General features: G+C 70.3%; 26 protein-coding genes. 17 read left to right on the forward strand and 9 right to left on the reverse strand.

Annotated elements, in window-relative coordinates; translation table 11 throughout:
- The first annotated feature begins 48 nt into the window (after positions 1–48).
- A complete protein-coding gene (gene tadA / locus C8E83_RS00620) occupies positions 49–522 on the forward strand; it encodes a tRNA adenosine(34) deaminase TadA (protein WP_121367959.1) in 474 nt (157 codons plus the stop codon).
- Positions 523–538: 16 nt separating this feature from the next.
- Here tadA and C8E83_RS00625 read toward each other — a convergent pair whose 3' ends face one another.
- Entirely contained in the window at positions 539–1,540 is a 1,002-nt protein-coding gene (locus C8E83_RS00625) for a cation diffusion facilitator family transporter (protein ID WP_121367960.1), read from the reverse strand.
- A gap of 72 nt (positions 1,541–1,612) precedes the next feature.
- Between C8E83_RS00625 and proC the strand changes: the two genes are divergently transcribed.
- The gene (proC, locus tag C8E83_RS00630; RefSeq protein ID WP_121367961.1) at positions 1,613–2,449 is read left to right on the forward strand and encodes a pyrroline-5-carboxylate reductase; all 837 of its coding nucleotides are present in this window, start codon (positions 1,613–1,615) and stop codon (positions 2,447–2,449) included.
- Between the two features lie 687 nt (positions 2,450–3,136).
- Here proC and C8E83_RS19120 read toward each other — a convergent pair.
- The 3 genes from C8E83_RS19120 to C8E83_RS00645 all read right to left on the reverse strand — a co-directional run bounded on the left by C8E83_RS19120 (position 3,137) and on the right by C8E83_RS00645 (position 6,223).
- Positions 3,137–4,063 (reverse strand): DUF4747 family protein, encoded by a 927-nt coding sequence (locus C8E83_RS19120; RefSeq protein WP_147430038.1) that lies wholly within the window; start codon positions 4,061–4,063, stop codon positions 3,137–3,139.
- Between the two features lie 62 nt (positions 4,064–4,125).
- On the reverse strand, positions 4,126–4,797 hold the full coding sequence (locus C8E83_RS00640; protein ID WP_121367963.1) for a potassium channel family protein: 672 nt from the start codon (positions 4,795–4,797) through the stop codon (positions 4,126–4,128).
- Entirely contained in the window at positions 4,790–6,223 is a 1,434-nt protein-coding gene (locus C8E83_RS00645) for a TrkH family potassium uptake protein (RefSeq protein WP_121367964.1), read from the reverse strand. Before C8E83_RS00645 ends, C8E83_RS00640 begins: the two co-directional genes overlap by 8 nt.
- A 66-nt stretch (positions 6,224–6,289) precedes the next feature.
- Between C8E83_RS00645 and C8E83_RS00650 the strand changes: the two genes are divergently transcribed.
- From C8E83_RS00650 to C8E83_RS00670, 5 genes are all read left to right on the forward strand, one after another.
- Positions 6,290–6,826 carry an ArsR/SmtB family transcription factor gene (locus C8E83_RS00650; protein ID WP_121367965.1) on the forward strand — a complete coding sequence of 179 codons (537 nt, stop codon included), beginning with the start codon at positions 6,290–6,292 and terminating at the stop codon, positions 6,824–6,826.
- 163 nt (positions 6,827–6,989) lie between these two features.
- Positions 6,990–7,184 carry a helix-turn-helix domain-containing protein gene (locus C8E83_RS00655; RefSeq protein WP_121367966.1) on the forward strand — a complete coding sequence of 65 codons (195 nt, stop codon included), beginning with the start codon at positions 6,990–6,992 and terminating at the stop codon, positions 7,182–7,184.
- A gap of 127 nt (positions 7,185–7,311) precedes the next feature.
- On the forward strand, positions 7,312–7,410 hold the full coding sequence (locus C8E83_RS00660; RefSeq protein WP_003792170.1) for a 30S ribosomal protein bS22: 99 nt from the start codon (positions 7,312–7,314) through the stop codon (positions 7,408–7,410).
- A 171-nt stretch (positions 7,411–7,581) separates the two neighbouring features.
- The gene (locus C8E83_RS00665) at positions 7,582–7,860 is read left to right on the forward strand and encodes a glutaredoxin family protein (RefSeq protein WP_121367967.1); all 279 of its coding nucleotides are present in this window, start codon (positions 7,582–7,584) and stop codon (positions 7,858–7,860) included.
- Positions 7,857–8,159, forward strand: coding sequence for a Dabb family protein (locus tag C8E83_RS00670; protein WP_170159803.1), 303 nt, complete (start codon positions 7,857–7,859; stop codon positions 8,157–8,159). Before C8E83_RS00665 ends, C8E83_RS00670 begins: the two co-directional genes overlap by 4 nt.
- 20 nt (positions 8,160–8,179) lie before the next feature.
- On the opposite strand, the gene aspS is transcribed toward C8E83_RS00670, so the two are convergent.
- Positions 8,180–9,508 carry an aspartate--tRNA(Asn) ligase gene (gene aspS, locus C8E83_RS00675; protein ID WP_121367968.1) on the reverse strand — a complete coding sequence of 443 codons (1,329 nt, stop codon included), beginning with the start codon at positions 9,506–9,508 and terminating at the stop codon, positions 8,180–8,182.
- A gap of 119 nt (positions 9,509–9,627) precedes the next feature.
- Here aspS and C8E83_RS00680 point away from each other — a divergent pair, with 119 nt between their 5' ends.
- Genes C8E83_RS00680 through ccsB form a run of 5 tightly spaced genes read left to right on the forward strand, consistent with a single transcriptional unit; the run spans position 9,628 to position 14,354 of the window.
- Entirely contained in the window at positions 9,628–10,269 is a 642-nt protein-coding gene (locus tag C8E83_RS00680) for a histidine phosphatase family protein (RefSeq protein ID WP_121367969.1), read from the forward strand.
- 5 nt (positions 10,270–10,274) lie between these two features.
- The gene (locus tag C8E83_RS00685) at positions 10,275–10,895 is read left to right on the forward strand and encodes a TlpA family protein disulfide reductase (protein ID WP_245981307.1); all 621 of its coding nucleotides are present in this window, start codon (positions 10,275–10,277) and stop codon (positions 10,893–10,895) included.
- Between the two features lie 45 nt (positions 10,896–10,940).
- Complete coding sequence (locus C8E83_RS00690) at positions 10,941–11,660, forward strand: cytochrome c biogenesis CcdA family protein (protein ID WP_121371658.1); 720 nt, start codon at positions 10,941–10,943, stop codon at positions 11,658–11,660.
- The gene (gene resB, locus C8E83_RS00695; protein WP_121367970.1) at positions 11,644–13,335 is read left to right on the forward strand and encodes a cytochrome c biogenesis protein ResB; all 1,692 of its coding nucleotides are present in this window, start codon (positions 11,644–11,646) and stop codon (positions 13,333–13,335) included. The genes C8E83_RS00690 and resB overlap by 17 nt, the downstream gene beginning before the upstream one ends.
- Entirely contained in the window at positions 13,332–14,354 is a 1,023-nt protein-coding gene (gene ccsB, locus C8E83_RS00700; protein ID WP_245981311.1) for a c-type cytochrome biogenesis protein CcsB, read from the forward strand. Before resB ends, ccsB begins: the two co-directional genes overlap by 4 nt.
- A 42-nt stretch (positions 14,355–14,396) precedes the next feature.
- On the opposite strand, the gene C8E83_RS00705 is transcribed toward ccsB, so the two are convergent.
- Complete coding sequence (locus C8E83_RS00705; RefSeq protein WP_121367971.1) at positions 14,397–15,557, reverse strand: epoxide hydrolase family protein; 1,161 nt, start codon at positions 15,555–15,557, stop codon at positions 14,397–14,399.
- Positions 15,558–15,598: 41 nt separating this feature from the next.
- Positions 15,599–16,594, reverse strand: a complete 996-nt coding sequence (locus C8E83_RS00710) for an o-succinylbenzoate synthase (RefSeq protein ID WP_121367972.1) — start codon at positions 16,592–16,594, stop codon at positions 15,599–15,601.
- Between the two features lie 70 nt (positions 16,595–16,664).
- Between C8E83_RS00710 and C8E83_RS00715 the strand changes: the two genes are divergently transcribed.
- From C8E83_RS00715 to C8E83_RS00725, 3 genes are read left to right on the forward strand one after another with little or no spacing between them, the layout of a single operon-like run.
- A complete protein-coding gene (locus C8E83_RS00715) occupies positions 16,665–17,573 on the forward strand; it encodes a 1,4-dihydroxy-2-naphthoyl-CoA synthase (protein ID WP_121367973.1) in 909 nt (302 codons plus the stop codon).
- 10 nt (positions 17,574–17,583) lie between these two features.
- The gene (locus C8E83_RS00720; RefSeq protein ID WP_121367974.1) at positions 17,584–18,747 is read left to right on the forward strand and encodes an AMP-binding protein; all 1,164 of its coding nucleotides are present in this window, start codon (positions 17,584–17,586) and stop codon (positions 18,745–18,747) included.
- Between the two features lie 22 nt (positions 18,748–18,769).
- A complete protein-coding gene (locus C8E83_RS00725; protein WP_121367975.1) occupies positions 18,770–19,723 on the forward strand; it encodes a 1,4-dihydroxy-2-naphthoate polyprenyltransferase in 954 nt (317 codons plus the stop codon).
- 352 nt (positions 19,724–20,075) lie between these two features.
- On the opposite strand, the gene C8E83_RS19350 is transcribed toward C8E83_RS00725, so the two are convergent.
- Positions 20,076–20,390 carry a DUF4229 domain-containing protein gene (locus C8E83_RS19350; protein WP_170159804.1) on the reverse strand — a complete coding sequence of 105 codons (315 nt, stop codon included), beginning with the start codon at positions 20,388–20,390 and terminating at the stop codon, positions 20,076–20,078.
- A gap of 97 nt (positions 20,391–20,487) precedes the next feature.
- Here C8E83_RS19350 and menD point away from each other — a divergent pair, with 97 nt between their 5' ends.
- Both menD and C8E83_RS00740 read left to right on the forward strand, forming a co-directional pair.
- Positions 20,488–22,266, forward strand: a complete 1,779-nt coding sequence (gene menD / locus C8E83_RS00735; protein WP_245981313.1) for a 2-succinyl-5-enolpyruvyl-6-hydroxy-3-cyclohexene-1-carboxylic-acid synthase — start codon at positions 20,488–20,490, stop codon at positions 22,264–22,266.
- A 76-nt stretch (positions 22,267–22,342) separates the two neighbouring features.
- Positions 22,343–23,191, forward strand: a complete 849-nt coding sequence (locus C8E83_RS00740) for a PPK2 family polyphosphate kinase (RefSeq protein WP_121367977.1) — start codon at positions 22,343–22,345, stop codon at positions 23,189–23,191.
- A 36-nt stretch (positions 23,192–23,227) separates the two neighbouring features.
- On the opposite strand, the gene C8E83_RS00745 is transcribed toward C8E83_RS00740, so the two are convergent.
- Entirely contained in the window at positions 23,228–24,568 is a 1,341-nt protein-coding gene (locus tag C8E83_RS00745; protein ID WP_245981314.1) for an isochorismate synthase, read from the reverse strand.
- Between the last annotated feature and the right edge of the window lie 71 nt (positions 24,569–24,639).

Below are 24,639 nucleotides of genomic sequence, written 5' to 3' on the forward strand. Positions count from 1 at the left end.
CCGCCCCGCTCCCGCACGAGACCTATCCACCACGAGCCAGGAGGGCGCATGCCGACGACGGCCCCGACGCCGCCCGAGTTCGATGCGTGGATCGGCGAGTGCCTCGGCGAGGCGGCCGGCTGCGCGGTCTCGGGCGACGTGCCCGTCGGCGCGATCGTGGTCGACCCCGAGGGGCGCGTGATCGGTCGCGGTCGAAACGAGCGCGAGCTCCTGCAGGACCCCACCGCCCACGCCGAGGTGCTCGCGCTTCGCCGGGCGGCCGAGGCGATCGGCGACTGGCACCTCGTGGGGTGCACGCTGATCGTGACCCTCGAGCCCTGCCCGATGTGCGCGGGGGCGATCCTGGCGGCGAGGATCCCGAGGGTCGTCTTCGGGGCGTGGGACGACAAGGCAGGAGCAGCCGGCAGTCTCTACGACATCCTGCGCGACCGGCGCCTGCCCCACCGGGCGGAGGTCTACGCCGGCGTCCGCGCCGAGGAGTGCGCGGCGCAGCTGAACGCCTTCTTCGAGACCAAGCGCTGAGTCGTCGTCGGCGGCGCTAGTCGCTCGACTTCAACACGATCGTCTCGGTCGGAGGCTCGGCCGCCGTGGGGGAGACCCAGACGTCGGGCTCGACGTAGATGACGCGAGCCACGGGGACGGCTCCGCGGATCCTGGCTTCGATCTGGTTGATCGCCGAGGCCACGTCGGCGAGCAGCTGCTTACCGGGCATCGCGACCTTCACCGCCACGAGCAGCTCGTCGGGGCCGAGGTAGAGCGTCTTCATGTGGATGATGCGCTCGACCTCGGGGCCCGAGGTGATCGCCGAGCGGATGGCGGCCACGTCGTCGGCGGACGCGCCCTCGCCGACGAGGAGGCTCTTCGTCTCGACGCCGAGGATGATGGCGACCAGGATCAGCAGCACGCCGATCAGCACCGTGCCGATGCCGTCGAACACGCCGTCGCCCGTGACGACGGTGAGCAGCACCCCGAGGAAGGCGAGCACGAGGCCGGTGAGCGCCGCCGTGTCTTCCAGCAGCAGCACCGGCAGCTCGGGCGCCTTCGCCCGCCGGATGAACTGGAACCAGCCGAGCGAGCCCTTGTGCGGCCGCGCCTCACCCAGCGCCGTCCGCAGCGAGAAGCCCTCCAGGAACATCGCGATCACGAGGATCCCGAGGGGCAGCCACCACACCTCGAGCGGGTGCGGGTGCCGCAGCTTGTCGACGCCCTCGTAGAGCGAGAAGACGCCGCCGACGGAGAACAGGATGATCGAGACGACGAACGCGTAGACGTAGCGCTCGCGCCCGTAGCCGAACGGGTGCTCCTCGTCGGCCACGCGCCGCGCGCGTCGGCCGCCCACGAGCAGCAGGAGCTGGTTGGCCGAGTCCGCGATCGAGTGGATGCCTTCGGCGAGCATGGACGCCGACCCGGAGAAGAACCAGGCGATCAGCTTGACGAGCGCGATGCCGAGGTTGGCGCTGAGCGCCGCCAGGATCGCCTTCGTGCCGTGGCCGTGGCCGCCGGATGACGCCTCGTCGGTCGCCTCTGCCGTCTCGCTCATGGGTGCTCGCCTCGCTCGTCTCGCGCGGACCCGCGGACCCCGCCGGTCGCCCGTCAATCCTAGGATGGACGAATGAGCACGAGCCTGCCCGCCACCGCGATTCTCGGAGCCGGATCGATGGGAGGCGCCATCCTCTCCGGCCTCGTCCACCCCGACGTCACCGTCGAGGGCGGCATCCGGGTGACGAACCGCACCGAGCAGAAGGCCGTCGCGCTGCGCCACGGCGGCGTCACCTCCCTCGCGACCGAGACCGACCCGGCCGCGAACGCGTCCGCCGTCACCGGCGCGAAGATCGTCCTGATCGGCGTGAAGCCGTACATGGTCATCGACCTGCTCCGCGAGATCGCTCCCGTGCTCGAGGCGGGCACGATCGTCGTGAGTCTCGCGGCCGGTATCACGACGGCGGCGATGGAGGAGGTGCTGCCCGAGACGGTGCCGGTGCTCCGCTCGATGCCGAACACCCCGGCGGTCGTGGGCCTCGCGGTGACGGGCCTCGCGGCCGGCTCGCGCGCCTCCGATGACGACGTCGCGCTGGCCCGCCGCCTCTTCGCCTGCGTCGGCGAGGTCGTGACGATCCCGGAGGACAAGATCGACGCGCTCTCGACGATCTCCGGCTCGGGGCCCGCCTACGTCTTCTACCTGATCGAGCAGCTCACCCGCACGGCGGTCGACCTCGGGTTCACCGAGCGGCAGGCGGCGACGATGGTGCAGGGCACGTTCCGCGGCGCCTCCGAGCTCCTCGCGCACGAGGGCCTCGACCCCGCGGAGCTGCGCCGTCGCGTGACCAGCCCGAACGGCACCACCGAGCGGGCGGTGGCCGTGCTCGAGGAGGGCGGGCTCGCAGGGCTCTTCGACCGGGCGACGGCTGCGGCGCTCGCGCGCGCACGGGAGATCGCGGCCGGGCAGTAGCCGGGACCCCGGCGCCAATCTACCCCTGGCACTTATTGAGCCCGACTTTCTTCGTCAATGATTGCGGTCGCCACCTGGATGAGTGTCCTCACAACGGCCGTGAGCTCGAACAGTGCGTAAAAGGCGAAGGTAAATGCGGCTACGAATAGGACTACGTGGGTTGCTGAAGCTCCAGCTGGCATCAGGTTCCTACCGGTTCCGAGAAGGTAGGCGAGGAAGCACACCAAAACAAGAGCAACTTGGCTCATCGCGGCCCACGCGAATACGAACACGAGATTGCTCAACGCAGAAAATGGCATCTTCTGCGCCTGGATCTTCGACCACCTTCGAAGACGGTCAGGCCCCGGGACACCAAGCGCTAGAACACAACCAGACACGCAGGCTCCGAAGCTGAGCGAGGAAAACGTCAAGCCCACGCCAGCTAGTTCAGTGATCCGGAGGTCGCGTGCCGGAGTGAATCGAATCGTCGCAGTCAAAGTCACTGCGACAGCAATCGCCGCAAACAACGACACGTCTAAGAGAATGCTTCGGCGGCGTTTCCAGACTTGACTCCGCCAGAAGGCGCTCTCAGGAATCGCGGCCAAGCTTCGCTCCCTCGAACTCAGTAGGGCCCCAAACCAAATATCGGCCTCCCACCCATTTCGTCATACGACGAATCCCACCCTGCCGTCTTTCGTCGCGGCCTGCCTACTTGTCCACAGGCGCGTTGGTCGTGCCGACATTCACTGTGTCGAGAGCGGTTGCGTCGATCAGTTCGTGCGCGGCGCCACTTAGGGCCTCGAGGTCCGAGGCGGCGTCTCCCTTGGCGGGAAGGAGCACGTTCGCCTTCCGTTGAAATCTTCCCAAGCTGATTCGCTTCGTGCCTGCGTCTGCAGGTGACTTGCCTGTAACGGCCACATCCTTAAGCGACGTAATCGGTTTTCTCGCGAGCTCAATGATGTCGTGGATGATGCCGCTAGCTTTGGAGAGTTCACCGCCACGTGGCGCCGTCATTTCTATTTTCGCTTTCGACGCGCCCGACTTATCAGCGTACGCATGGACGTCAGCTTCGGTATCTCCCCAATCGAGGTTAGGGCGCGAAAGCACGATTTCGGCGGATTTGATTTCGGTAAGCCGTTCGACCTCAGCGGCAAACTCTGAACTTGGACTGGGATTGAGATCGATTCGCAAATTTGGGTAGCCCAAATCGCGTCCACGCAGCTCAAAATAACGTGCGATCAAGCCAATGCCGACGCCCGGTCGCTTACGCTCTGTGACGAGAATGCGACTTTCGGGATCCACAAAAATCCAGACTGCATTCACGATTAGGCCGTTCGACAACTCGATGACTTCGTCGCGACCTGTCGAATTGTCGTAGAAAAGGGGAAGCTCGGTGGCGCTTCCGGAAACAAAGCGGAGGGCCCCTGCGCCCGGTTTGACCTCATCGTCTTTCTCGTCACGAACGCGTTGCGTGACCGAGACCATCTGATCACCCACCTCGTATCGGATCCCGACCACGCTTTCGGCAAAAAACCTCTCGAAGAAGTCGGGGTAGTCAATGACACCCTCGTTGGTCCTTCCATGGATCGAGTAAGCCAACAAAGTGCGTCGTAGCGACGGCATCAGTTCCCCCATCTTGCTTTGCTGTCTCAGCCAGATTATCTGTTAGGTGCGGCCGCACTGGCTCCAGCCACGCCCTAGTCGCCGAGGCTCGAGAAGCGCTCCAGCTGCGCCTCGGTGCCCGCCACGATGAGGATGTCGCCCGCCGAGACGACGGTGTCGGGCGCTGCCTCCTGGAAGGCGCCGCCCGGGCTCTTCACGCCGGCGATCCGCACGCCGTTCTTGGCCGCCCCGGCGAGGTCTCCGATCCTGCGACCGATGGCCGGCCCGGGAGGGTGCATCTTGACGATGGCGAAGTCGTCGTCGAACTCGATGTAGTCGAGCATGCGGCCGGAGACGAGGTGCGCGGTGCGCTCGCCGGCCTCGGCCTCGGGGTAGACGACGCGGGTGGCGCCGATGCGGGTGAGGATCCGGCCGTGGGTGTCGGAGATCGCCTTGGCCCAGATCTGCGGGATCCCGAGGTCGACGAGGTTCGACGTGATGAGCACGCTGCCCTCGATCGACTGGCCGACGCCGACGACCGCGACCTGGAAGTCGGCGGCGCCGATCTGGCGGAGAGCGTCGATGTCGCGCGCGTCAGCCTGCACGGCGTGGGTCACGCGGTCGGCCCAGCGCTGCACCGTCGCTGTGTCGTCGTCGACGATGAGGACGTCGCGGCCCTGCCGCACCAGCTGGGCGGCGGTCGCCGAGCCGAAGCGGCCGAGGCCGATCACGAGCACTGGGGCGTCGGGGGCGATGCGGTCAGCCAACGATCGGCCTCTCTTCGGGGCGGGTGAACAGCTGCCGCCGCTGGCTCTGCGCCAATGCGACGGCAAGGGTCACGGTACCAACGCGGCCCATCCACATGGTCACGGCGAGCACGTACTTCGCCGCGTCGGGCAGGTGCCCGGTGAGTCCCGTCGAGAGTCCGCACGTGGCGAAGGCGGAGATCACCTCGAAGAGCACGTGCGACAGGCTCTCGCGGGTGATCTGCTGCACGACGATCGTGCCCACGGCCACGATCGTGGCTCCCCACAGTGCGACGCTGACAGCGAGGCGGAGGACGTCGGAGGGGATCCGGCGACCGAACGCCTCCATGCTGCGTCGGCCGCGCGCCTCGGCCACGGCCGCCAGGAAGAGCACGGCCAGGGTGGTCACCTTGATGCCGCCGGCCGTCGACGCCGAGCCGCCGCCGATGAACATCAGCATGTCGGTGACCAGCAGGCTCGAGTCGTGCAGGTGCGCGATGTCGATCGTCGAGAAGCCTCCCGAGCGCGACATCGCGCTGAGGAAGAACGACTGGAACACCGTCGCTCCTGCGTCGTCGTGGCCGAAGGTGCGCGGGTTGTCGTACTCGAGCGCGAGGTACACCACGGCGCCCAGGACCAGCAGGATCGCGCTCGTCGTCAGCGTCAGCTTCGTGTGCAGCGACCAGCGCCGCGGATGCCGCAGGTTGCGCGTGACGACGTAGATCACCGGGAACCCGACGCTGCCGAGGATCACGGCGATCATGATCAGCGTGAGCGCCGCGTAGTCGTGTGCGAACGCGTCCAGGCCCTGCGCGTTCGGCGTGAAGCCGGTGTTCGTGAACGCCATCGCCGAGTAGTAGAAGGCGTCGAAGAACGCGTCGCGCACCGGGATCCCGTCGGCGACGAGGCGAGGGAAGAGCAGGAGCCCGATCGCGCCCTCGATCGCCAGCGCGCTGAGGGCCACGGTCCGCAGCAGCCCGCGCACGTCGCTCAGCCGGACCGCCTGCACCTCCGGCACCGGCCCGGCGTGGGCACGCAGCGGATTCGTGTCGCTCGCCGCCATCAGCCGCGACCGCAGCCCGAGCCGCCGCGTCACGACCATGCCGAGGATCGACGCCAGAGTCAGGACGCCGATGCCGCCCACCTGGACCCCGACGTAGACGACCGTGTCGCCGAACGTCGACCAGTGCGTGGCCATGTCGACGGTCGTGAGGCCGGTCACGCAGATGACCGAGACCGCCGTGAACAGGGCGTCCGGCAGGTCAGTCGCCGTGCCGTCCGCCGACGAGACCGGCAGGATCAGCAGCACCGTCACCACGAGGATCAGCGCCGTGAAGACCAGGATCGCGAACCGAGCCGGAGACCGCCTCGCCACCTGGTCGAGCGACCGCCTGATGCGCGACGGCACCGCCAGCGCGCCTCCCGGCGACCGCTCGGTCGTGCTCACCGGCCCTCCCGAATTCACCCGAAGCCGCCATGGTACTCGGGCGGCACCATCAGTACTCTTCACAGCATGGCCGACATCTACGCCGTGATCGCCGACCCCACGAGGCGCGACCTGCTCCGCCTCCTGCTCGACCGGCGCGGGGAGGGCGCCGGTGCATCACCGTCTGCGGCTGCGCCCGCGACGCAGTCGTCCCCGTCCGCGCCGTCTCCGTCGAGCGGCGACATCAGCGTCGGCGACATCGTGACCGCGCTCGGTTTCAGCCAGCCCACCGTGTCCAAGCACCTCCGCGTGCTCCGCGAGGCCGGACTCGTGCACGTGCGCGAGGTGGGCCAGCACCGCTACTACTCAGTCGACGAGGCGCCCCTGACGGAGGTCCTGGCGTGGCTCGAGCCGTTCTTCCCCGATCCTTCGCCCGCGGTCGCTCCGGGCGCAGGAGCCGCGCGCACGTCGCCCGTGCCGGTGCCCGCCCCGCTCCGCAGAGCCGCCGGGAACCTGCCCGACCCGTCCGACGTCGGAGCGTCGCTCGGCCGCACCGTCGCCGGTGCCCGCAGCCGGATCCTCGACCCCGTGAAGAAGCGTCTGGGCCACCGCGAACAGGGGTAGCGAACCGGCTTTACATCGCGTCACATGCGCCCCTAAAGTAGCCACAAGGCACACGAGTAACACTCAGGCGCCCCTTAGCCCGCTCGTCGCGCCGCCCGGCCGACGAGCCGGAGAACCCCGCTCGCCGCACCCCTCGTCGACGAGCCAGATCACAAGGCAGGACATGTCCGACGACCTGACAGGCGTGCGCTTCCTCACGGTGGCCGAAGTCGCCGACATGATGCGCGTCTCCAAGATGACCGTGTACCGCATGGTCCACTCGGGCGAGCTTCCGGCGATCCGCTTCGGCCGCTCCTTCCGTGTGCCCGACTCGGCCGTCACGGCCGTGCTGCGCACCGGCATCGCCGACGTCGGCTGAGCGCCGACCTCGCCGGTTCGTCTTTCCCGGCCAGGCCTAGTAGACTCTCCCAAGGTATTTTTCCGCGGTTCTCGTTTTCAGGGCCCGGTGGTCCGAGTCCGATAACACGACAACTGTGAGGTGCCCTATGGGTTCTGTCATCAAGAAGCGTCGCAAGCGCATGGCGAAGAAGAAGCACCGCAAGCTGCTTCGCAAGACGCGCCACCAGCGTCGCAACAAGAAGTAGCGATACTCGCAAGCGGGCCTCATCCTTCGGGTGGGGCCCGCTTTCGTGTGTCGCGACTTCCGTGCTGGTTTGGCTCGCTCCGCTCGCGTGCGGGCTGCGCCCGCGGGCGGTGCTGGTTTGGCGGCCTCCGGCCGCGCGCGGCTGCGCCGCTGTGGCGCGTATCGTGGAGGAGTGCCCGTTCCCCACGTGACGCTGCTGACGAAGCCCGGCTGCCACCTCTGCGACGACGCCCGCCTCGCCCTCGAGGCGGTGCTCGACGAGGTCGAGTTCCGCGGCGCCCGCGACTACGACGAGCTCAACATCCTGGAAGACCCCGCGCTCCTCGACGAGTACGCCGAGGAGATCCCCGTCGTGCTCATCGACGGCCGCATCCACACCATCTGGCGCGTGGACCCCGACCGGCTGCGCACCGCCCTCCGCGCAGCGACCCCGAAGGCGGCCCGCCCGTGACCGTCAAGCACATCGTGGTGTGGACCGTCGATGCGGCGAGCGAGACCGAGAAAGCCGAGGCTCTCGCGCGCATCGAAGGCCTTCTCACAGGGCTCGTCGGTCGCGTCCCGTCGATCCTGAGCCTGACCGTCGGCCTCAACGGCGCCTACCCCGACCGCAACGCCGACATCGCGCTCGTCGCCGACTTCGCCGACTACGAGGGTCTGGAGGCGTACCAGCAGCACCCCGACCACCGCGAGGTCTCCGCGACGATCGCGACGCTCGTGTCGTCTCGCGCCGCGATCGACTTCGAGTACTGAGCCCAGCGGCTCCTACGGCCTTACGGCTCGAGGCGCGTCGGCCCGCGGAACAGGTACGTCGTCTCGCGGAGGTTCGGCAGCTTCAGCATGAGCATGAGCACGCGGGCCAGACCCATGCCGAACCCGCCGTGCGGCGGAACGCCGTAGCGGAAGAAGTCGAGGTAGCCCGCCAGCTCTTCCGGCTCGAGGCCCTTGTCGCGGGCCTGCGCCTCGAGGATCTCGACGCGGTGCTCGCGCTGGGCGCCGGTCGAGATCTCGGTGCCGTTGAAGATGAGGTCGTAGCTGTTCGTGAGCTGTGGGTTGCCCTCGTGGCGCATGTGGTAGAACGGCCGGATCGACGAGGCGTAGTCGGTGAGGAACACGAACTGGTGCCCGAACTCCTCCGCGACGTAGGCCGAGATCTGACGCTCGCCCTCAGGGTCCATGTCGTCGTCGGCCCGAGGCACCTCGTAGCCGCGCTTCGCCACGATCTCCTTCGCCTCGGCGAGGGGGATGCGCGGGAACGGCACCGTCGGCACCGCGATCTCGACGTCGAAGAGCTCTTTGATGGCGTCGCCGTGCTTCTCCTTCACCGCGGTAAAGCCGGCCACCAGGAGCTCCTCGTGCAGCTTCATGACGTCCTCGTGCGACTCGATCCACGAGAACTCGGTGTCGACCGAGGTGAACTCGGTCGCGTGGCGCGAGGTGAACGACGGGTCGGCGCGGAACGCGGGCCCGACCTCGAAGATCTTGCCGAATCCCGCCGACTGGGCCATCTGCTTGAAGAACTGCGGGCTCTGGGCGAGGAACGCGTTGCCCTCGAAGTAGTCGACGCGGAACAGCTCGGCCTTCGACTCGGAGGCCGACGCCATGAGCTTCGGCGTCATGATCTCGACGAAGTCGTGCTCGACCCAGTAGGTGCGCAGGGCGTGCAGGAACGTCGTCTGGATCTTGAAGATCAGGGCGTGCGCGGGCACGCGGAGGTCGAGGAACCGCCAGTCCATGCGCTTGTCGATGCCCGAGTCGTCGGCGATCGGCGTCTCGGGGATCGCGAGAGCGGCCACGTCGAGCGACGCGACCTTGACCTCGACGCCGCCGAGCTTCACGCGCTCGTCGTGCTTGAGGGCGCCCTCGACCGAGACGAACGAGCCCTGCGAGAGCGACGAGATCGTCGTCGACACCTCGGAGGCGACCTCCGCGCCGTCCTCACCGAACGTGCGCGGGTTGACCAGCTGCAGCGCGCCCGACTCGTCGCGGAGCACGACGAACTGCACCTTCTTCTGATCGCGCACCGTCTCGACCCACCCGGACACCCTGACGGGGCCGTCGGTCATGGTCTGGAGGTCTGCGATGAGGGTGCGTGTGGTCACGGTCCTCGACTTTACCGTCTGGGCCGAGGTCTCTCGATTCCGAGCGAGTGTCTGATCCTGCGCCCTGAGAAAAAGCCCGGTGGGAGGTGTGAACGCGCGCGCAATCTACACTGGATGCCGTGCCCGCGAACCAGATCCATCTCGTCCGTCACGGCGAGGTGTACAACCCCGAGGGCGTCCTGTACGGGCGCATAGAGGGGTTCGGGCTGTCGGTGCTGGGGCAGCGCATGGCCGAGGCGGCCGCCCTCTTCCTGCAGAACCAGCAGGCGCCGGTGAAGGGCCTGTTCGCCAGCCCGCTGCAGCGGACGCAGGAGTCAGCGGCACCGTGGGCACGGCGATTCGACCTCGCTGTCCAGACCGACGACCGCCTCATCGAGCCGACGAACAAGTTCGAGGGCCGGCGCACCTCGGTCAAGCAGACCCTGAGCCACCCCGTCGAGTGGCCCTGGATCGCCAACCCGCTGAAGCCCAGCTGGGGCGAGGCGTACGTCTCCATCGCGGCGCGAATGCTCAAGGCCGTCGACGCCGCCTGGCAGAGCGTCGACGACGGCGACGTCGTCCTCGTGAGCCACCAGCTCCCGATCTGGATGGTGCACCGCAGCATCACCGGCGCCCGACTCTTCCACGACCCGAGGCGGAGGCGCTGCTCGCTGTCGAGCATCACCACCCTCGAGCGCCGCCGCGGCGCGTTCGTCGAGGTGAACTACCGAGAGCCCGCCGCCACTCTGCTGGCGACCGCCGTCGATTCTGGAGCCGCGTGAACCCTGTGCCAACGTCCCCCCTGTCGAGACGGGCGCTGCTGCGCCTGGGTGCGCTCGGCGCGCTGAGCGCCGGCACCGCCGCGACTCTCGCCGCCTGCACCTCGAACAACAGCCTCGTGCAGCAGTACAACAACGGCTCCGACAAGAACTACATCTCCGGCGACGGCTCCGTCGAGGAGTTCAAGCCGTCGGCCCGCAAAGACCCGATCGAGTTCTCGTCCACGACCGAGCACGGCAAGACGATCACGCGCAAGCAGTTCGAGGGCAAGGTCGTGGTGCTGAACTTCTGGTACGCGTCGTGCCCGCCCTGCCGCGCCGAGGCTCCTGCGCTCGAGTCGCTCGCGAAGAAGTACGCCGGCAAGGCGCAGTTCATCGGCGTAAACGTGCGCGACGAGGCCGACACGGCCATCGCGTTCGAGCGCAGCTTCAAGGTGACCTACCCCTCGGTCATCGACGCGACCGACGCGAAGGTCCAGCTCGCCCTCGCCGGCCAGCGCGGCCCGAACGCCACGCCGACCACGATCGTGCTCGACCAGAAGGGGCGCGTCGCCGCGCGCGTGCTCGGCGAGATCAACAAGAGCATCCTCGACACCCTGATCTCCGACACGGTCTCCGAGGCCCAGTAGGTGTTCCAGGGCAACCCGTTCTACGACGCGGTGACCAGCGGGCAGATGGCTCTGGCGCTGCCCGTCGCGATCCTGGCCGGCATCATCTCGTTCATCAGCCCCTGCGTGCTCCCGCTGGTGCCCGGCTACCTCGGGTACGTCGGGGGCCTCACCGGCGGGTCGCAGGATGCACGGGGCAAGCGGGTCGACCGGGCCCGTCTCGTACTCGGGGTGCTCCTCTTCATCCTCGGATTCACCGTCGTGTTCGTCGCCCTCAACACCGGCGCCAGCCTCGTGGGCTTCTGGTTCCTGCAGTGGCGCACCCTCATCACGCGCCTCATGGGCATCGTGGTCATCGCGATGGGCCTCGTCTTCGTCGGGAACTTCCCGCTCTTCCAGCGCACGGTGAAGCTCTCGATCAGCCCCCGCACGGGCCTGGTCGGCGCCCCGCTGCTCGGCCTCGTCTTCGGCCTCGGCTGGAGCCCGTGCCTGGGCCCCACGCTCGCCGCGATCGTCTCGCTGTCGTACAGCTCGGGGTCCGCCTGGCAGGGCTTTCTTCTCGGGCTGTTCTACTGTGTCGGCCTGGGCGTGCCGTTCCTGTTCGTCGCCCTCGGGCTCGGCTGGATGTCCCGCTCGATCGCGTTCGTCAAGAGGCACATCCGTGCCGTCAACCTCATCGGAGGCAGCCTTCTCGTGGCAATCGGAGTTCTCATGGTCGCCGGGGTCTGGACGGACCTCATGTCCCGTTTCGGGGCGGTGATCGCGAACTATGGCACGGTCGTCTGACGACACCACCGACGAGCGCAACGACCCGCTGCGGCCGTCCGACCACTTCGACTCGAAGGCGCCCGACCCGTCGGTGACGCAGCCGAAGCTCGGGCCGATCGGCTACGCCCGGTTCTTCTGGCGGCAGCTGACCAGCATGCGCACGGCGCTGTTCCTCCTGATGCTGCTCGCGGTTGCGGCGATCCCGGGCTCGCTCGTGCCCCAGACGTCGTCCGACCCCAACGGCGTCGTCCAGTACAAGGCCGACCACCCGGCGCTCTACCCGTGGGTCAAGGGCCTCGGGCTCTTCCACACCTACACGACGCCGTGGTTCTCGGCCGTGTATCTGCTGCTGTTCATCTCGCTGATCGGCTGCATCATCCCCCGCGTGAAGCACCACCTCGAGGCGCTGCGAGCGGCGCCGCCGAAGACTCCGGTGCGCCTGTCGCGTCTCGCCGGGTTCCAGTCGCACCCGCTGATCCAGAGCGTCCCCGAGGGCAAGGCTCCGGTGTCGGCCGAGATCGCGATCGCCGGAGCCCGCACCCAACTCCGCCGCCTCGGCTACCGCACCAAGGTCTACGGCGACTCGGTGAGCGCCGAGCGCGGCTACATGCGAGAGACCGGTAACCTCGTCTTCCACATCGCCCTGCTCGGCGTGCTGGTGACGGTCGCCATCGGCGGCGGCTTCGGCTACACCGGCCAGCGCGTCGTCGTCGCCGGGCAGTCGTTCTCGAACGTGCTGGGCTCGTACGACTCGTTCAACCCGGGTCGCTGGTTCAACGACACGTTCCTCGAGCCGTACAACATCAAGATCGACGACTTCACGGTGAAGTACTCCGACCAGACCGGCAGCGCCTTCGGCACGCCGATCGACTACAACGCGAAGGTCACCACGACCGAGCCGGGGCAGAAGTCGAAGACGTCGAACCTCCGCGTCAACGACCCGCTCGAGATCGGCGGCGACCAGGTCTACCTGCTCGGCAACGGCTACGCGGTGAACGTCACCGTGCGCGACGGCCAGGGCAACATCGCCCTGAAGGACAGCATCCCGTTCCTGCCTCAGGACGCCAACCTCACGTCGCTCGGCGTCATCAAGGTGCCGGACGCCAAGCCGACCCAGCTCGGCATGATCGGCTTCTTCTACCCGACGGCCACGACCGGCCAGGGCGGCGCGCTGTCGTCGAACTACCCCGACCTGGTCAACCCGGTTCTCACGCTCGACGTCTACTCGGGCAATCTGCACCTGAACAACGGCGTGCCGAAGTCGGTGTACGCGCTCAACACCGACGACCTCAAGCCGATCGCCGTCACCAACGCCAGCGGCAAGGCCGGCGTCGAGAAGGCGCTGACGCTGACGCCGGGGAAGACCGTCAAGCTCCCCGACGGGCTCGGCTCGATCCAGTTCACCGGCGTGACCCGCTACGTGTCGCTCGACGTCCACCACGACCCGTCGCAGGTCTGGGTGCTCGTCTTCGCCGTGCTCATCGTCCTGGGGCTGCTCACCGGCCTGTTCGTGCCCCGGAGGCGCGTGTGGGTGAAGGCGGTTCAGGGCGAGAACGGCATCACCCTCGAATACGCGGGTCTGGCCCGCGGCGAAGACCCGACGCTCGAGAGAGCCGTCGACGATCTCGCGAAGAGACATCTGGCCTCGCTGGGCTCGGCACAGGCCGCCGATCGACGTAAGGTGAACTCGTGACCGAAGCACAACTCTCGACCCTCTGCCTGTACTGCGCGTACTCGGCGATGGCGATCTACGTGATCTCGTTCATCGCGTTCGGGCTCGACCTCGCGAAGCGGTCGGGCGAGGCGCAGATGGCGGCGACGGCGGCCCTCAAGGCGCAGGCGCAGCGCGCGCGGGCGGCGGTCTCGGGCGGCCAGCTGGCCATGGCGGGCGGCGGTTCCGCTGCTCCTGCGACCACGGTCCTCGAGCGCACCGACGTGCCGGACCCCGACCGTGCACCGCGCCGCTCGTCGAAGTTCGAGCGCGTCGGCCTGTCGATGATGGGCCTCGGCCTCGTCGTGCACATCGCAGCCGTGGTCTTCCGCGGTCTCGCCGCCGGGCGCGTGCCGTGGGCCAACATGTTCGAGTTCGGCCTCACCGGCACGGCCCTCATCGTGCTCGCGTTCCTCGCGGTGAACCTCATGGTCAACGTGCGGTACCTCGGCACCTACGTCATGGGCCTCAACATCGTGCTGCTCGGCGTCGCCGTAGTGAACTTCTACGTGCCGGTCAGCCCGCTGGTGCCGGCGCTCCAGTCGTACTGGCTGGTCATCCACGTGTTCGTCGCCTGCCTCGGCACGGCGTTCTTCGCGATCGCCGCGGGCCTCTCGGCGGCGCAGATCATCCAGTCGCGCCGCGAGGCCGTCCGCAACCCCAAGGTCAAGCTCTTCGACACGCTTCCCGGCGCCGACCGCCTCGAAGACCTCGCGTACCGCATCGCGCTGGTCGGCTTCGTGCTCTGGACCTTCACGCTCATCGCCGGCGCGATCTGGGCCGAGAAGGCGTGGGGCCGCTACTGGGGCTGGGACACCAAAGAGGTCTGGACGTTCATCATCTGGGTCATCTACGCCGGCTACATCCACGCCCGCGCGACGCGCGGCTGGCGCGGCGCCCGGTCGTCGTACCTGTCGATCGTCGGCTTCGCGGCCGTCATGTTCAACTTCTCGGTCGTCAACCTGTTCTTCAAGGGCCTGCACGCCTACAGCGGCCTGTAGACCCCGGCCGGCGGGCTGCCCGGCCTCCGGCCAGCCCGGCCCTCAGGCCGTCCGGTACGGCCGGAAGAACTCCCGGATCTCGCGGGCGTAGAGCTCGGGGTCTTCGATCGGCGCGAAGTGCCCGCCGTGGTCGGGCCGGCTGACCCATGCCAGGTCGGTCGTGGTGCGCCGCAGCCAGGCGTCGGGCGCCGGAGCCTCGACGTCGGCGGGGAAGAGCGTGTAGCCGGTCGGCACCTCGATGGTGCGGGCGAACTCCGCCTCGGGCATGTTCTCGACGGCGCGGTACATCCGCATCGACGAGCCGATCGTGTTCGTCAGCCAGATCAGCGTGACGTCGGTCAGCATCGTGTCGCGGTCGAGCACGCTCGAGCCGTCGGCACGGTGATCGCTCCACGACCGGAGCTTCTCGACCACCCAGGCGGCCAGGCCCGCGGGGGAGTCGGCCAGCCCGACGGCGGGAGTCTGCGGCTTGGTCGACTGGATCGCCCCGTAGGCCGCCTCGTCGCGCTCCCACGGCTCGCGCCCGCGCAGCCAGTCGCGCTCCTCGGCGGTCAGCGTCGCGGGGTCGTAGTCGGGTGTGGCCACGGCGTCGGTGCGGTGGACGGCGATCACGCGCGACGGGTGGTCGAGGGCGACCCAGCGGACGAGGTTGCTGCCCATGTCGCCGCCGGCGGCAGCGAAGCGCGGGTAGCCGAGGCGGTCCATGAGCCGCGCCCACAGGTCGGCGACGCCGGGGAAGGCGAGATCGTGCGGGGCCGCGTCGGAGTAGCCGAAGCCCGGCATGTCGGGCACGACGACGTCGAAGGCGTCAGCCGGGTCGGCGCCGTGGGCCCCGGGATCGGTCAGCAGCGGCACGACCTCCGAGTAGCGCCAGAACGAGTCGGGCCACCCGTGGGCGAGCAGCAGCGGCATGGCGGGCGCGTCGCCTTTCGCGCGCGCGTGGACGAGGTGGATTCCCAGCCCGTCGATCTCGGTGCGGAACCGCGGCAGCGCGTTCAGCCGAGCCTCGGCCGCCCGCCAGTCGAACCCGTCGGCCCAGTAGGCGACGAGGTCGCGCAGCTCGGCCACGTCGGCACCCGCCGACCACCCGAGGCCCTCAGGGGCGTCCGGCCAGCGGGTGGCGAGCAGCCGCCGCCTCAGGTCGTCGAGATCGGCCTGCGAGGCGCGAGGCGCGAACGGCACGAGGGCATCCGAAGAGGGCATGTCAGCACCCTAGGGCGCACCCCCGACACCGAGACGAGGGCTCAGGAGCCCGCGGCGAGCAGCTCGTACGAGGCCCGAACCCGCTCGAACCACCACCGGCGCCGAGCGTTTTCCGCGGCGTGCTCGCGCAGCAGGTCGACGTCGACGTCGATGCGCCGCACGTCGACTCCGCCGTCGCGCGGCAGCAGCGGCTCGCGCGCCACGTCGGCGGTGAGCATCGCGGCCGTGCCGAGTCCGCAGTCGTGCTCGAGCACGGGCACCGACGCGGCCAGGAAAGCGCCCATCGCCAGCCCGACCGACGTGTCGATCGCGCTCGACACCACCACGGGCAGCCCCGCCTCGGCGACGATGCCGAGCGCCGCCGTCACGCCGCCGAGGGGCTGCGCCTTCACCACGAGCAGGTCTGCGGCCCCCGCCCGCGCCACGGCGAGCGGGTCGGCGGCCTTGCGGACGCTCTCGTCGGCGGCGACTCGCACCCCGAGCGAGGTGTCCGCGATCCTGCGCCTCACCTCGGCCAGCTCGGCCACGGTCGGCACCGGCTGCTCGACGTACTCGAGCCCGAACGGCGCGAGCTCGGTCAGCGCGGCGAGCGTCTCGTCGACCGACCAGTTCGTGTTCGCGTCGATGCGCACGCGGCCCTCGTCGCCGATGAACTCGCGCGCCGCACGCACCCTCGCGACGTCGTCCGCCAGCGACTGACCGCGCTCGGCGACCTTCACCTTCACCGTGCGGCAGCCGGGATAGCGGCGCAGGATCCGCGGCACGTCACCCGCGTCGACCGCCGGAAGCGTCGCGTTCACGGCGACCCGGTCGCGCAGCGCCCTGGGCTCGGGCCCCCACCCGAAGTCGATCGTCGCGCGCAGCCAGGCCGACGCCTCGGCGTCGTCGTACTCGAGGAACGGGCTGAACTCGGTCCAGCCCCGCGGGCCCTCGACGAGCAGCGCCTCGCGGTGATCGACCCCGCGGAACCGATCCCGGAGCGGAAGCGAGACGACGTGGGCGTCGCGGAGCAGGTCGTCGAGCGCGGGGAACGGCATGGGTCCAGTCTGCCCCTCGGCGGGCCCGCGCTCGGTGGGCGCCCGGCCGGCGCTCGGTAGTCTTGCAGGCATGAGTACCGCGGTGTCCGAGCTGTTCGATCCGACCGAGTGGGTGGAGGCGACCGGGGCGGGCGAGCTGACCGACCTCACGTACCACCACGACGTGAACGGCCAGTTGGCACGCATCGCCTTCAACCGTCCCGAGGTGCGCAACGCCTTCCGCCCGCAGACCGTCGACGAGCTCGCGCGCACCCTCGACGACGCGCGCATGAACCCCCGCATCGGCGTCGTGCTGCTCACCGGCAACGGGCCGAGCCCGAAGGACGGCGGCTGGGCGTTCTGCTCGGGCGGCGACCAGCGCATCCGCGGCCGCGACGGCTACAAGTACGAAGGCTCGCAGGAGCACACGCCGGATCCCGCACGCAACGGGCGCCTCCACATCCTCGAGGTGCAGCGCCTCATCCGCACCATGCCGAAGGTCGTCATCGCCGTCGTCCCCGGCTGGGCGGCCGGCGGCGGCCACTCGCTGCACGCGGTCTGCGACCTCACTCTCGCCAGCCGCGAGCACGGCCGGTTCAAGCAGACCGACGCCGACGTCGGCTCGTTCGACGGCGGTTACGGCAGCGCCTACTACGCCCGGCAGATCGGCCAGAAGTTCGCCCGCGAGGTGTTCTTCCTGGCGCAGGAGTACTCGGCGCAGCGCGCCTACGAGATGGGCGCGGTCAACGCGGTCGTCGACCACGATCAGCTCGAGGTCGAGGCGCTGCGCTGGGCCCGGATCATCATGACTAAGTCGCCCACGAGCATTCGGATGCTGAAGTTCTCGTTCAACGCCGTCGACGACGGCCTCGTGGGCCAGCAGGTGCTCGCCGGCGAGGCCACGCGTCTCGCCTACGGCACCGACGAGGCCGTCGAGGGTCGCGACTCGTTCCTCGAGAAGCGCGAGCCCGACTGGTCGCCCTACCCCTGGCAGTTCTAGGGCTCTCGACGTGAAGCCGCTCCTCGCCCTCGACGCGCGCGACCCCGCGCGCATCGTCGAGGCGCTCCGCGACGCGCTCTCCGGGGGCCCCGCGATCAATCCGCGGGTCGACGACTCGGTGCCGTCCGACCTGCCGGCCGAGGTCGAGACGAAGATCGCGCTGGTCATCGAGACCAGCGGGTCGACCGGCACGGCCAAGCGCGTCGCGCTCTCGTCGGGCGCCCTGCTCGCCGGTGCGGCGGCGGCCGACGCGGCCCTCGCGGGCCCCGGGCAGTGGGTGCTCGCGCTGCCCGCGCACTACGTGGCGGGGACGAACGTGATCGTCCGATCGATCGCGGCCCAGACGGAGCCCCGGATCCTGCGCCCCGGCCACTTCGACCCCGCCGACTTCGTCGCGGCCGCCGAGGCTCTCTACGGGCCCGCTCGCCGGGACGCCCCCGCTCGGTACGCGTCGCTCGTGCCCGCGCAGCTGTCGACGTTGCTCGACGCCGGTGCGGGGGAGGCCCTGCGGCTCTTCGACGCGATCCTCGTCGGCGGGCAGGCGACGCCGGCCGTGCTGCGGCGGCGCGCTCTCGACGAGGGCGTCACGGTCGTCCGCACCTACGGGTCTAGCGAGACGAGTGGCGGCTGCGTCTACGACGGCGTGCCGATCGGCGCGACCCGGGCGGCGGTCGTCGACGGGCAGCTCGAGCTGTCGGGGCCGACGCTCGCCGAGTACTACCTCGGCGACCCGGCACGCACCGCGGCGACGTTCGTCGAGCGCGACGGAGTGCGCTGGTATCGCACGGGCGACGCCGGCTCGGTCGCGGCCGACGGCTCGGTGACCGTGACCGGGCGCCTCGACGACGTCATCATCTCGGGCGGCGAGAAGGTGTCGCTCGGCACCGTTGAGCGGGCCGTGCGCGAGGTGCCCGGCTTCGAGCAGGCCGTCGTCGTGCGGTGCGCGTCCGAGCGCTGGGGCGAGGTGCCCGTGGTCGTCGTGGCGGGGCGTCGGGGGCAGGAGCAGGCGGACCTCCAGATCCTGCGCCCCGCGGTCCTCCAGGCGGCCGGCCGCGCGGCTCGGCCCGACGCCGTCGTGTCGATCGACGACCTGCCCCTCCTCGCGAGCGGGAAGCCCGACCGGGTGGCTCTGACCGCGCTGGTGGCGTCGTCGCGGGCGGTGCGGCCCTCATAGCCTTCGCCGGTACCATCTTCAGGTGGCTTCGACGAAAACCAAGAGCAAGGGCAGGGCGGCCGGTCGTCCGGGAGGGCGCCCGGGCAGGCCCGTGGCGCGCAAGGCCACCGCGGCCGACTGGATCAGCGGTGCCCGCCCGCGCACGTTGACCCTGGCCGTCGCCCCCGTGGTGCTGGGCAGCGCCGCCGCCTCGACCGTGAACCGGTTCGACTGGCACCTCGCGCTCCTCTGCCTGCTGGTCAGCCTCTTCCTGCAGATCGGCGTGAACTACTCCAACGACTACTCCGACGGCATCCGCGGCACCGACGCGTACCGTCTGGGCCCACCCCGTCTCACCGGCGGCGGGGTCGCCAACCCGAAGCGCGTGCGCAACGTCGCCTTCGTCTTCTTCGCCGCGGCCGCGGCCGCCGGCATCGCGGTCGTGATCATCACGCAGTTCTGGTGGCTGCTGGCCGTCGGCGCGGCGTGCGTCGTCGCCGCGTGGTTCTACACCGGCGGCAAGCGGCCGTACGGCTACAACGCCATGGGCGAGATCTTCGTCTTCGTGTTCTTCGGCCTGGTCGCGACCGCCGGCACCACGTTCGTGCAGATGCACCGAGTGCCCGAGGTCGCGTGGGTCATGGCGGTCATGATCGGCCTGTTCTCGTGCGCCGTGCTCATGATCAACAACATCCGCGACATCCCGCAGGACCGTTTGGCCGGCAAGAAGACGCTCGCCGTCGTCCTCGGCGGCCGCTGGGCCCGCATCGTGTACGCGCTGTTCCTCGTGCTGCCGTACGTGCTGCTGATCTACTTCGCGTTCCTGTACTTCGGCGGCGGGTACGTCTACTTCACCGGGTTCCTCACCGCGCCTGCGCTGATCATCGGGGTGACGGCGAAGACCCCGGGCGAGATGATCCTGGCGCTCAAGCTCTCGTCGTTCTCGGCGCTCGCGTTCTCGCTCGCGCTGAGCGCGGTCGTGTTCTTCCTGCTGTAGCGGCCGAGTTCGGCGTCGGGAGGAACTTCTTCCGCCCAGCGCGTCGCCGTGGCCCAAGCCGCGCCGCCCGGGAGGAAGTCAGCGCGCTTCGGGAGGAGCTCGGCGCCGTCTCGCCTGCGGCGGGAGGAAATCGCGCCCCGACGAACGGCACGGGAGGATCGCACACGGAGACTTCCTCCCGAAGCGCGGGCGGCGCGGGTCTGGGAGCGCTCGCCGCACGTCCGGGAGGAAATCGCCGCCGTCTCGACGGCTCCGGGAGGAAGTCGCTCCCCGACGAACAGCCCGGGAGCGCTCGCCGCACGCTCGGGAGGAAGTTCCTCCTCCTGAGTCCCGAGGCGGGGGAGCGTGGGAGCTAGTCGTCCTCGGCGGGCGGGCCCGAGCGACGGGCGGGCGCCGGGCGGACGGTCGCGGCCGAGCCGTCGGCGCCGTCGAGCACGGCGTCCTCGATGTCCGAGTCCTCGTCGTGCTCCGGCACCGCGCGCCGGCGCTCGATCGACGTGGCGACGCCCGTGCGGAGGCGCCCGAGCAGGATGTACGACAGCAGGAAGCCCACGGCCGCCGCGATCACAGCAGCCCAGAGGTACGACAGCCCGATGCCGTAGAGCACCACGAACGGCACCACGAACACGGCGATGCGGGCAAGGGTGTACAGGATCGCGGACTTCACGCCGTGCAGTCTAAACGAGCGAGCCCCCGAGCCCCCTGGCAGAGGAAGTGGCGCCCTGCTGGCAGGCCGCCCCGCCCGGCGAGGGCAGAATGAAGACGTGCCCGACTCCGCCCCAGACCACCTCCCGGCCCCGACCGGAAGCCCCGCGACCGACTTCGCCGTGATCCTGCTCGCCGAGCTCGAACGGGCGGGAGTCCGCGACATCGTGCTGAGCCCCGGCTCTCGCTCGCAGGCCCTCGCGCTGGCCGCCGCCGAGTTCGAGCGCGCCGGCCGGCTGCGTCTGCACGTGCGGCTCGACGAGCGGTCGAGCGGGTTCCTGGCGCTCGGGCTCGGCGTCGAGCAGGGAGTGCCGGCCGCGGTGGTGACGACGTCGGGCACGGCGGTCGCGAACCTTCACCCGGCGGTGCTGGAGGCTCACCACTCGGGGGTTCCGCTGCTCCTGCTCACCGCCGATCGCCCGCTCGAGCTGCGTGGCATCGGCTCGAACCAGACCACGCACCAGCCCCGCCTCTTCGGCGAGAGCCTGCGGATGCTCCGCGACATCGACGCCCCCACCGACTCCGGCGTCGACCTGCCGGTGGTGCGCGAGCTGGTCCGCGAGGCGATGTCGGCGGCGCTCGGCCGCTCGTCGAGCCCCGACCGCCCGGCCAGCCCCGGCCCCGTCCAGCTGAACGTCGCCTTCCGCGAGCCGCTCTCGGCGCCCGTGACGAGCCTGCCGCCGATCGAGCCCGAGGCCGCAGGATCCGGCAGCCGCCCGGCCACCCCCTCCTCGCCCCTCACCCTCGCGGTCGACGACACCCCGGCGACGGTGGTCGTCGCCGGACACGCCGCCGGCCCCGACGCCGAAGAGACGGCGCACCGCCTGGGCGCACCGCTGCTCGCCGAGGTCTCGAGCGGCGCCCGCTTCGGCCCGAACCTCGCCCCCGCCTACCGGCAGCTCCTCGACGACCCCGAGTTCGGCGGCCGGGTGCGTCGCGCCATCGTCTTCGGGCACCCCACGCTCACCCGGCAGGTGCCGGCGATGCTGAAGCGGCCGGGCGTCGAGGTGATCGTGGTGCGGGGCCCGGTCCCGGAGGCGTACGACCCGTCACGGCTGGCGACCGTCGTCGACGCGGCCGAGGTGGCCCAGGATCCGCGGTCGCGCGACGAGGCGCACCGGCGGTGGGTGGGCACGTGGGTTCAGCGCGGCCGGGAGCTTCTGGGGGATGAGTCTCCCGCTGCTCCTGCGCCCGAGGCCGCCACCGCGACCGACCCTCGTGAGCGCAACGCGTTCCTCCGCGGCGAGGTCGACGCCCTGCGCCGGCCGATCACGCGGCGCGGGCTCGTCGAGGCGCTCTGGAACGCGACCTGGCCGCACGACCGGCTCGTGCTCGGGGCGTCCCGTCTGATCCGCGAGGCCGACATCGCCGTGCCCGGCAAGAAGATCGCCGTGCACGCGAACCGGGGCCTCGCCGGCATCGACGGGACGATCGCCACGGCGACCGGCATCGGGCTGGCGAGCCAGGCCGGCGGCACACACGGCGGCCGGCTCGGCTGGGCGGAGGGAGCGCGGGGGATCACCCGTGTGCTCGTGGGCGACCTCACCCTGCTGCACGACGCCGGGTCGCTGCTGTTCGGCGAGGGGGAGGCCAGGCCGCGGATCCAGGTGATCGTCGGCAACGACTCCGGCGGCACGATCTTCGACGGCCTGGAGGTCGCGGCGGTCGCGCCCGCCGAGGCGATGCGCCGCGTGCAGACGACGCCGCAGCAGGCGTCGTTCGAGCGGCTCGCCGAGGCGTACGGGTGGGACTACGTGCGTGTCACGACCTGGGCCGAGCTGGAGCAGACGCTCGTGGGGCACTCGGGCCCGGTGGTCATCGAGGTGCCGCTGGGCTGACGCGCCCGGCACTCAGGGTCCGCGCCGCGGGCATGCTGGGCTGACGCGCCCCGCGCCCCCGGGCATAGAGTCAGGCATGACCAAGGCGTGGAAAGTCGAACCGACCGAGTCCCTGCGGGTGTCGAAGGGCTTCACGCTCGCCGACGTCGACACGGGCGCGACCCCCGGCTTCACGGGCGGCAAGAAGTACGGCGAGCAGGTGCTCGAGACCGGCGCCGAGCAGCTGTCCGAGCTGCAGGAGCGACTGTTCGCCGACTCGCGCGCGGGCGGCACGAAGAGCGTGCTGCTCGTGCTCCAGGCGATGGACACCGCCGGCAAGGGCGGCATCGTGCGCCACGTCGTCGGCGCCGTCGACCCGCAGGGAATCCACCACCACGCGTTCAAGCGCCCCACCGAGGAGGAGCTCGCGCACGACTTCCTCTGGCGGATCCGCAAGGAGGCTCCCGGTCCCGGCATGATCGGCGTCTTCGACCGGTCGCACTACGAGGACGTCCTCGTCGGCCGCGTCCGCTCGCTCGCGCCACTCGAGGAGATCGAGGAGCGCTACGGCCAGATCGTCGCGTTCGAGGAGGAGCTCGCCGCTACCGGCACGACGCTGGTGAAGGTCATGCTGCACACCTCCGCCGCCGAGCAGAAGGCGCGCCTCGCCGAGCGGCTCGACCGTCCCGACAAGTACTGGAAGTACAACCCCGGCGACATCGACGAGCGCGGCCTCTGGGCCGACTACCAGGACGCCTACCAGATCGCCCTCACCCGCACCTCGACCGAGACGGCGCCGTGGTTCGTCGTGCCCGCCGACCGCAAGTGGTACGCGCGGGCGGCGGTGCAGCGGCTCCTGCTGAACGCCCTGAAGGGCCTGCGGCTCGACTGGCCGGCCGCGGAGTTCGACGTCAAGGCCGAGAAGGCACGCCTCGCCGCCAGCTGACCCCGAGCAGGGCGCAGGATGTGGCGCGCCGCCGCCCTAGAGCCCCGCGGCCGGCGACGCCCACGCGGGCCTCGCCGGCAGAGGCCGCCCGGGCTCTTCGGGCACCGCCCGCGACAGCGCGTCGACCACGGGCTTGAGCTTCATCGTCGTCTCGGCGACCTCGCGCGCCGGGTCGGACTCGGCGACGATGCCGGCCCCCGCGAACGCCCGGATGGAGACGGGGTCGCCCGAGGCCGAGTACGTCACCTGCGCGCACCGGAGCGCGATCGCCCACTCGCCGTCGCCGTCGGCTCCGACCCAGCCCACGGGGCCGGCGTAGCGCCCGCGGTCGAACGGCTCGAGGCGGCGGATCGCCTCCAGGGCGGCCGGCGTGGGCGTGCCCGCGACCGCGGCGGTCGGGTGCAGCGCCCCGATGAGGTCGAGCGACGAGGCGCCGCCGGTGAGCCGCCCGCGCACGTCGCTGGCCAGGTGCCAGACGTTCGGCAGACGCAGGGTGAACGGGGTCTCGGCGGTGACGATGTCGGTGGCGTGCGGCGCCAGCGACTGCAGCAGGCTCTGCAGGGCGAACGCGTGCTCGTCGAGGTCCTTCGGCGAGGTCGCGAGGTCGGTGGCGGCCTGCGCGTCGCTGCGGGCGTCGGTGCCGCGTGCGGCGCTTCCGGCGAGCACGCGTGCCGTGACCTCGCCGCCCTCGCTGCACACGAGCGTCTCCGGGCTCGACCCGATGAGTCCGTCGATGGCGAACGTGTACGTGTCGGGGTAGGCGGTGGCGAGGTCCGCGGCCAGGACGCGCACGTCGGCTCCTGCGGGCAGAGCGCCCTCCAGGTAGCGGGCGAGCACGACCTTGCTCACCTCGCCCCGCCCGATCGACTCGGTGGCGGCCGTCACGGCCGCGGCGTACTCCGTCGGGCCGAACGACTCGGGGGCGCGCAGGGCGACGGAGAACTCGGCCCCGAGGGTCGCCGGGTCGGCGTTCTCGCTCGCCACGTCGGAGGCCGAGCCGATCCGGGTGATCCAGTGCACGCCGTCGCGATGCCCGAGCACGATGCGGGGCACCAGGAGCACGCTCACGTCGCCCGAGAAGTCGTCGAACGCGAACGACCCGAACGCCACGAGACCCGAGCCGCCGAGCCCCACCTCGTCGTCGATCTCGGCCGCGGCGGCGATCTCACGCCAGGCCTGGGCCGCCTCCTGCATCCGACGCGGCCCGGAGAACTCGAGCCGGAGCGCGGTGCCGACCCCGGCGATGCCGTCGTTCCGCCGCACGAACGCGAGCGGGCGACGGGGGTCGACGAGCGTGAGCAGCGGCGTGATGTCGTCGATGCGGGTGGTCTTGACAGTCAGCGGAGCGGGGTGTGCGTCGGACTTCTGGTCGGTCACCTCCACATCGTAACGACGCAGGATCCGAGACCCGCTCGGGGTTGCGTCCACTCTGCCTGGGTGTTCGTCGT

The sequence above is a fragment of the Frondihabitans australicus genome, from assembly GCF_003634555.1.
GTDB classification, from domain to species: domain Bacteria; phylum Actinomycetota; class Actinomycetes; order Actinomycetales; family Microbacteriaceae; genus Frondihabitans; species Frondihabitans australicus.

What these genes read in the sequence shown, in the direction of transcription:
- tadA (WP_121367959.1), top strand. Translation starts at nt 49, where the DNA reads ATGCCGACGACGGCCCCGACGCCGCCCGAGTTCGATGCGTGGATCGGC.
- C8E83_RS00655 (WP_121367966.1), top strand. Translation starts at nt 6,990, where the DNA reads ATGTCCGACGACCTGACAGGCGTGCGCTTCCTCACGGTGGCCGAAGTC.
- C8E83_RS00715 (WP_121367973.1), top strand. Translation starts at nt 16,665, where the DNA reads ATGAGTACCGCGGTGTCCGAGCTGTTCGATCCGACCGAGTGGGTGGAG.
- C8E83_RS00660 (WP_003792170.1), top strand. Translation starts at nt 7,312, where the DNA reads ATGGGTTCTGTCATCAAGAAGCGTCGCAAGCGCATGGCGAAGAAGAAG.
- proC (WP_121367961.1), top strand. Translation starts at nt 1,613, where the DNA reads ATGAGCACGAGCCTGCCCGCCACCGCGATTCTCGGAGCCGGATCGATG.
- C8E83_RS00705 (WP_121367971.1), bottom strand. Translation starts at nt 15,557, where the DNA reads ATGCCCTCTTCGGATGCCCTCGTGCCGTTCGCGCCTCGCGCCTCGCAG.
- C8E83_RS00710 (WP_121367972.1), bottom strand. Translation starts at nt 16,594, where the DNA reads ATGCCGTTCCCCGCGCTCGACGACCTGCTCCGCGACGCCCACGTCGTC.
- C8E83_RS19120 (WP_147430038.1), bottom strand. Translation starts at nt 4,063, where the DNA reads ATGGGGGAACTGATGCCGTCGCTACGACGCACTTTGTTGGCTTACTCG.
- resB (WP_121367970.1), top strand. Translation starts at nt 11,644, where the DNA reads ATGGCACGGTCGTCTGACGACACCACCGACGAGCGCAACGACCCGCTG.
- C8E83_RS00690 (WP_121371658.1), top strand. Translation starts at nt 10,941, where the DNA reads ATGGCTCTGGCGCTGCCCGTCGCGATCCTGGCCGGCATCATCTCGTTC.
- C8E83_RS00650 (WP_121367965.1), top strand. Translation starts at nt 6,290, where the DNA reads ATGGCCGACATCTACGCCGTGATCGCCGACCCCACGAGGCGCGACCTG.
- C8E83_RS00625 (WP_121367960.1), bottom strand. Translation starts at nt 1,540, where the DNA reads ATGAGCGAGACGGCAGAGGCGACCGACGAGGCGTCATCCGGCGGCCAC.
- C8E83_RS00740 (WP_121367977.1), top strand. Translation starts at nt 22,343, where the DNA reads ATGACCAAGGCGTGGAAAGTCGAACCGACCGAGTCCCTGCGGGTGTCG.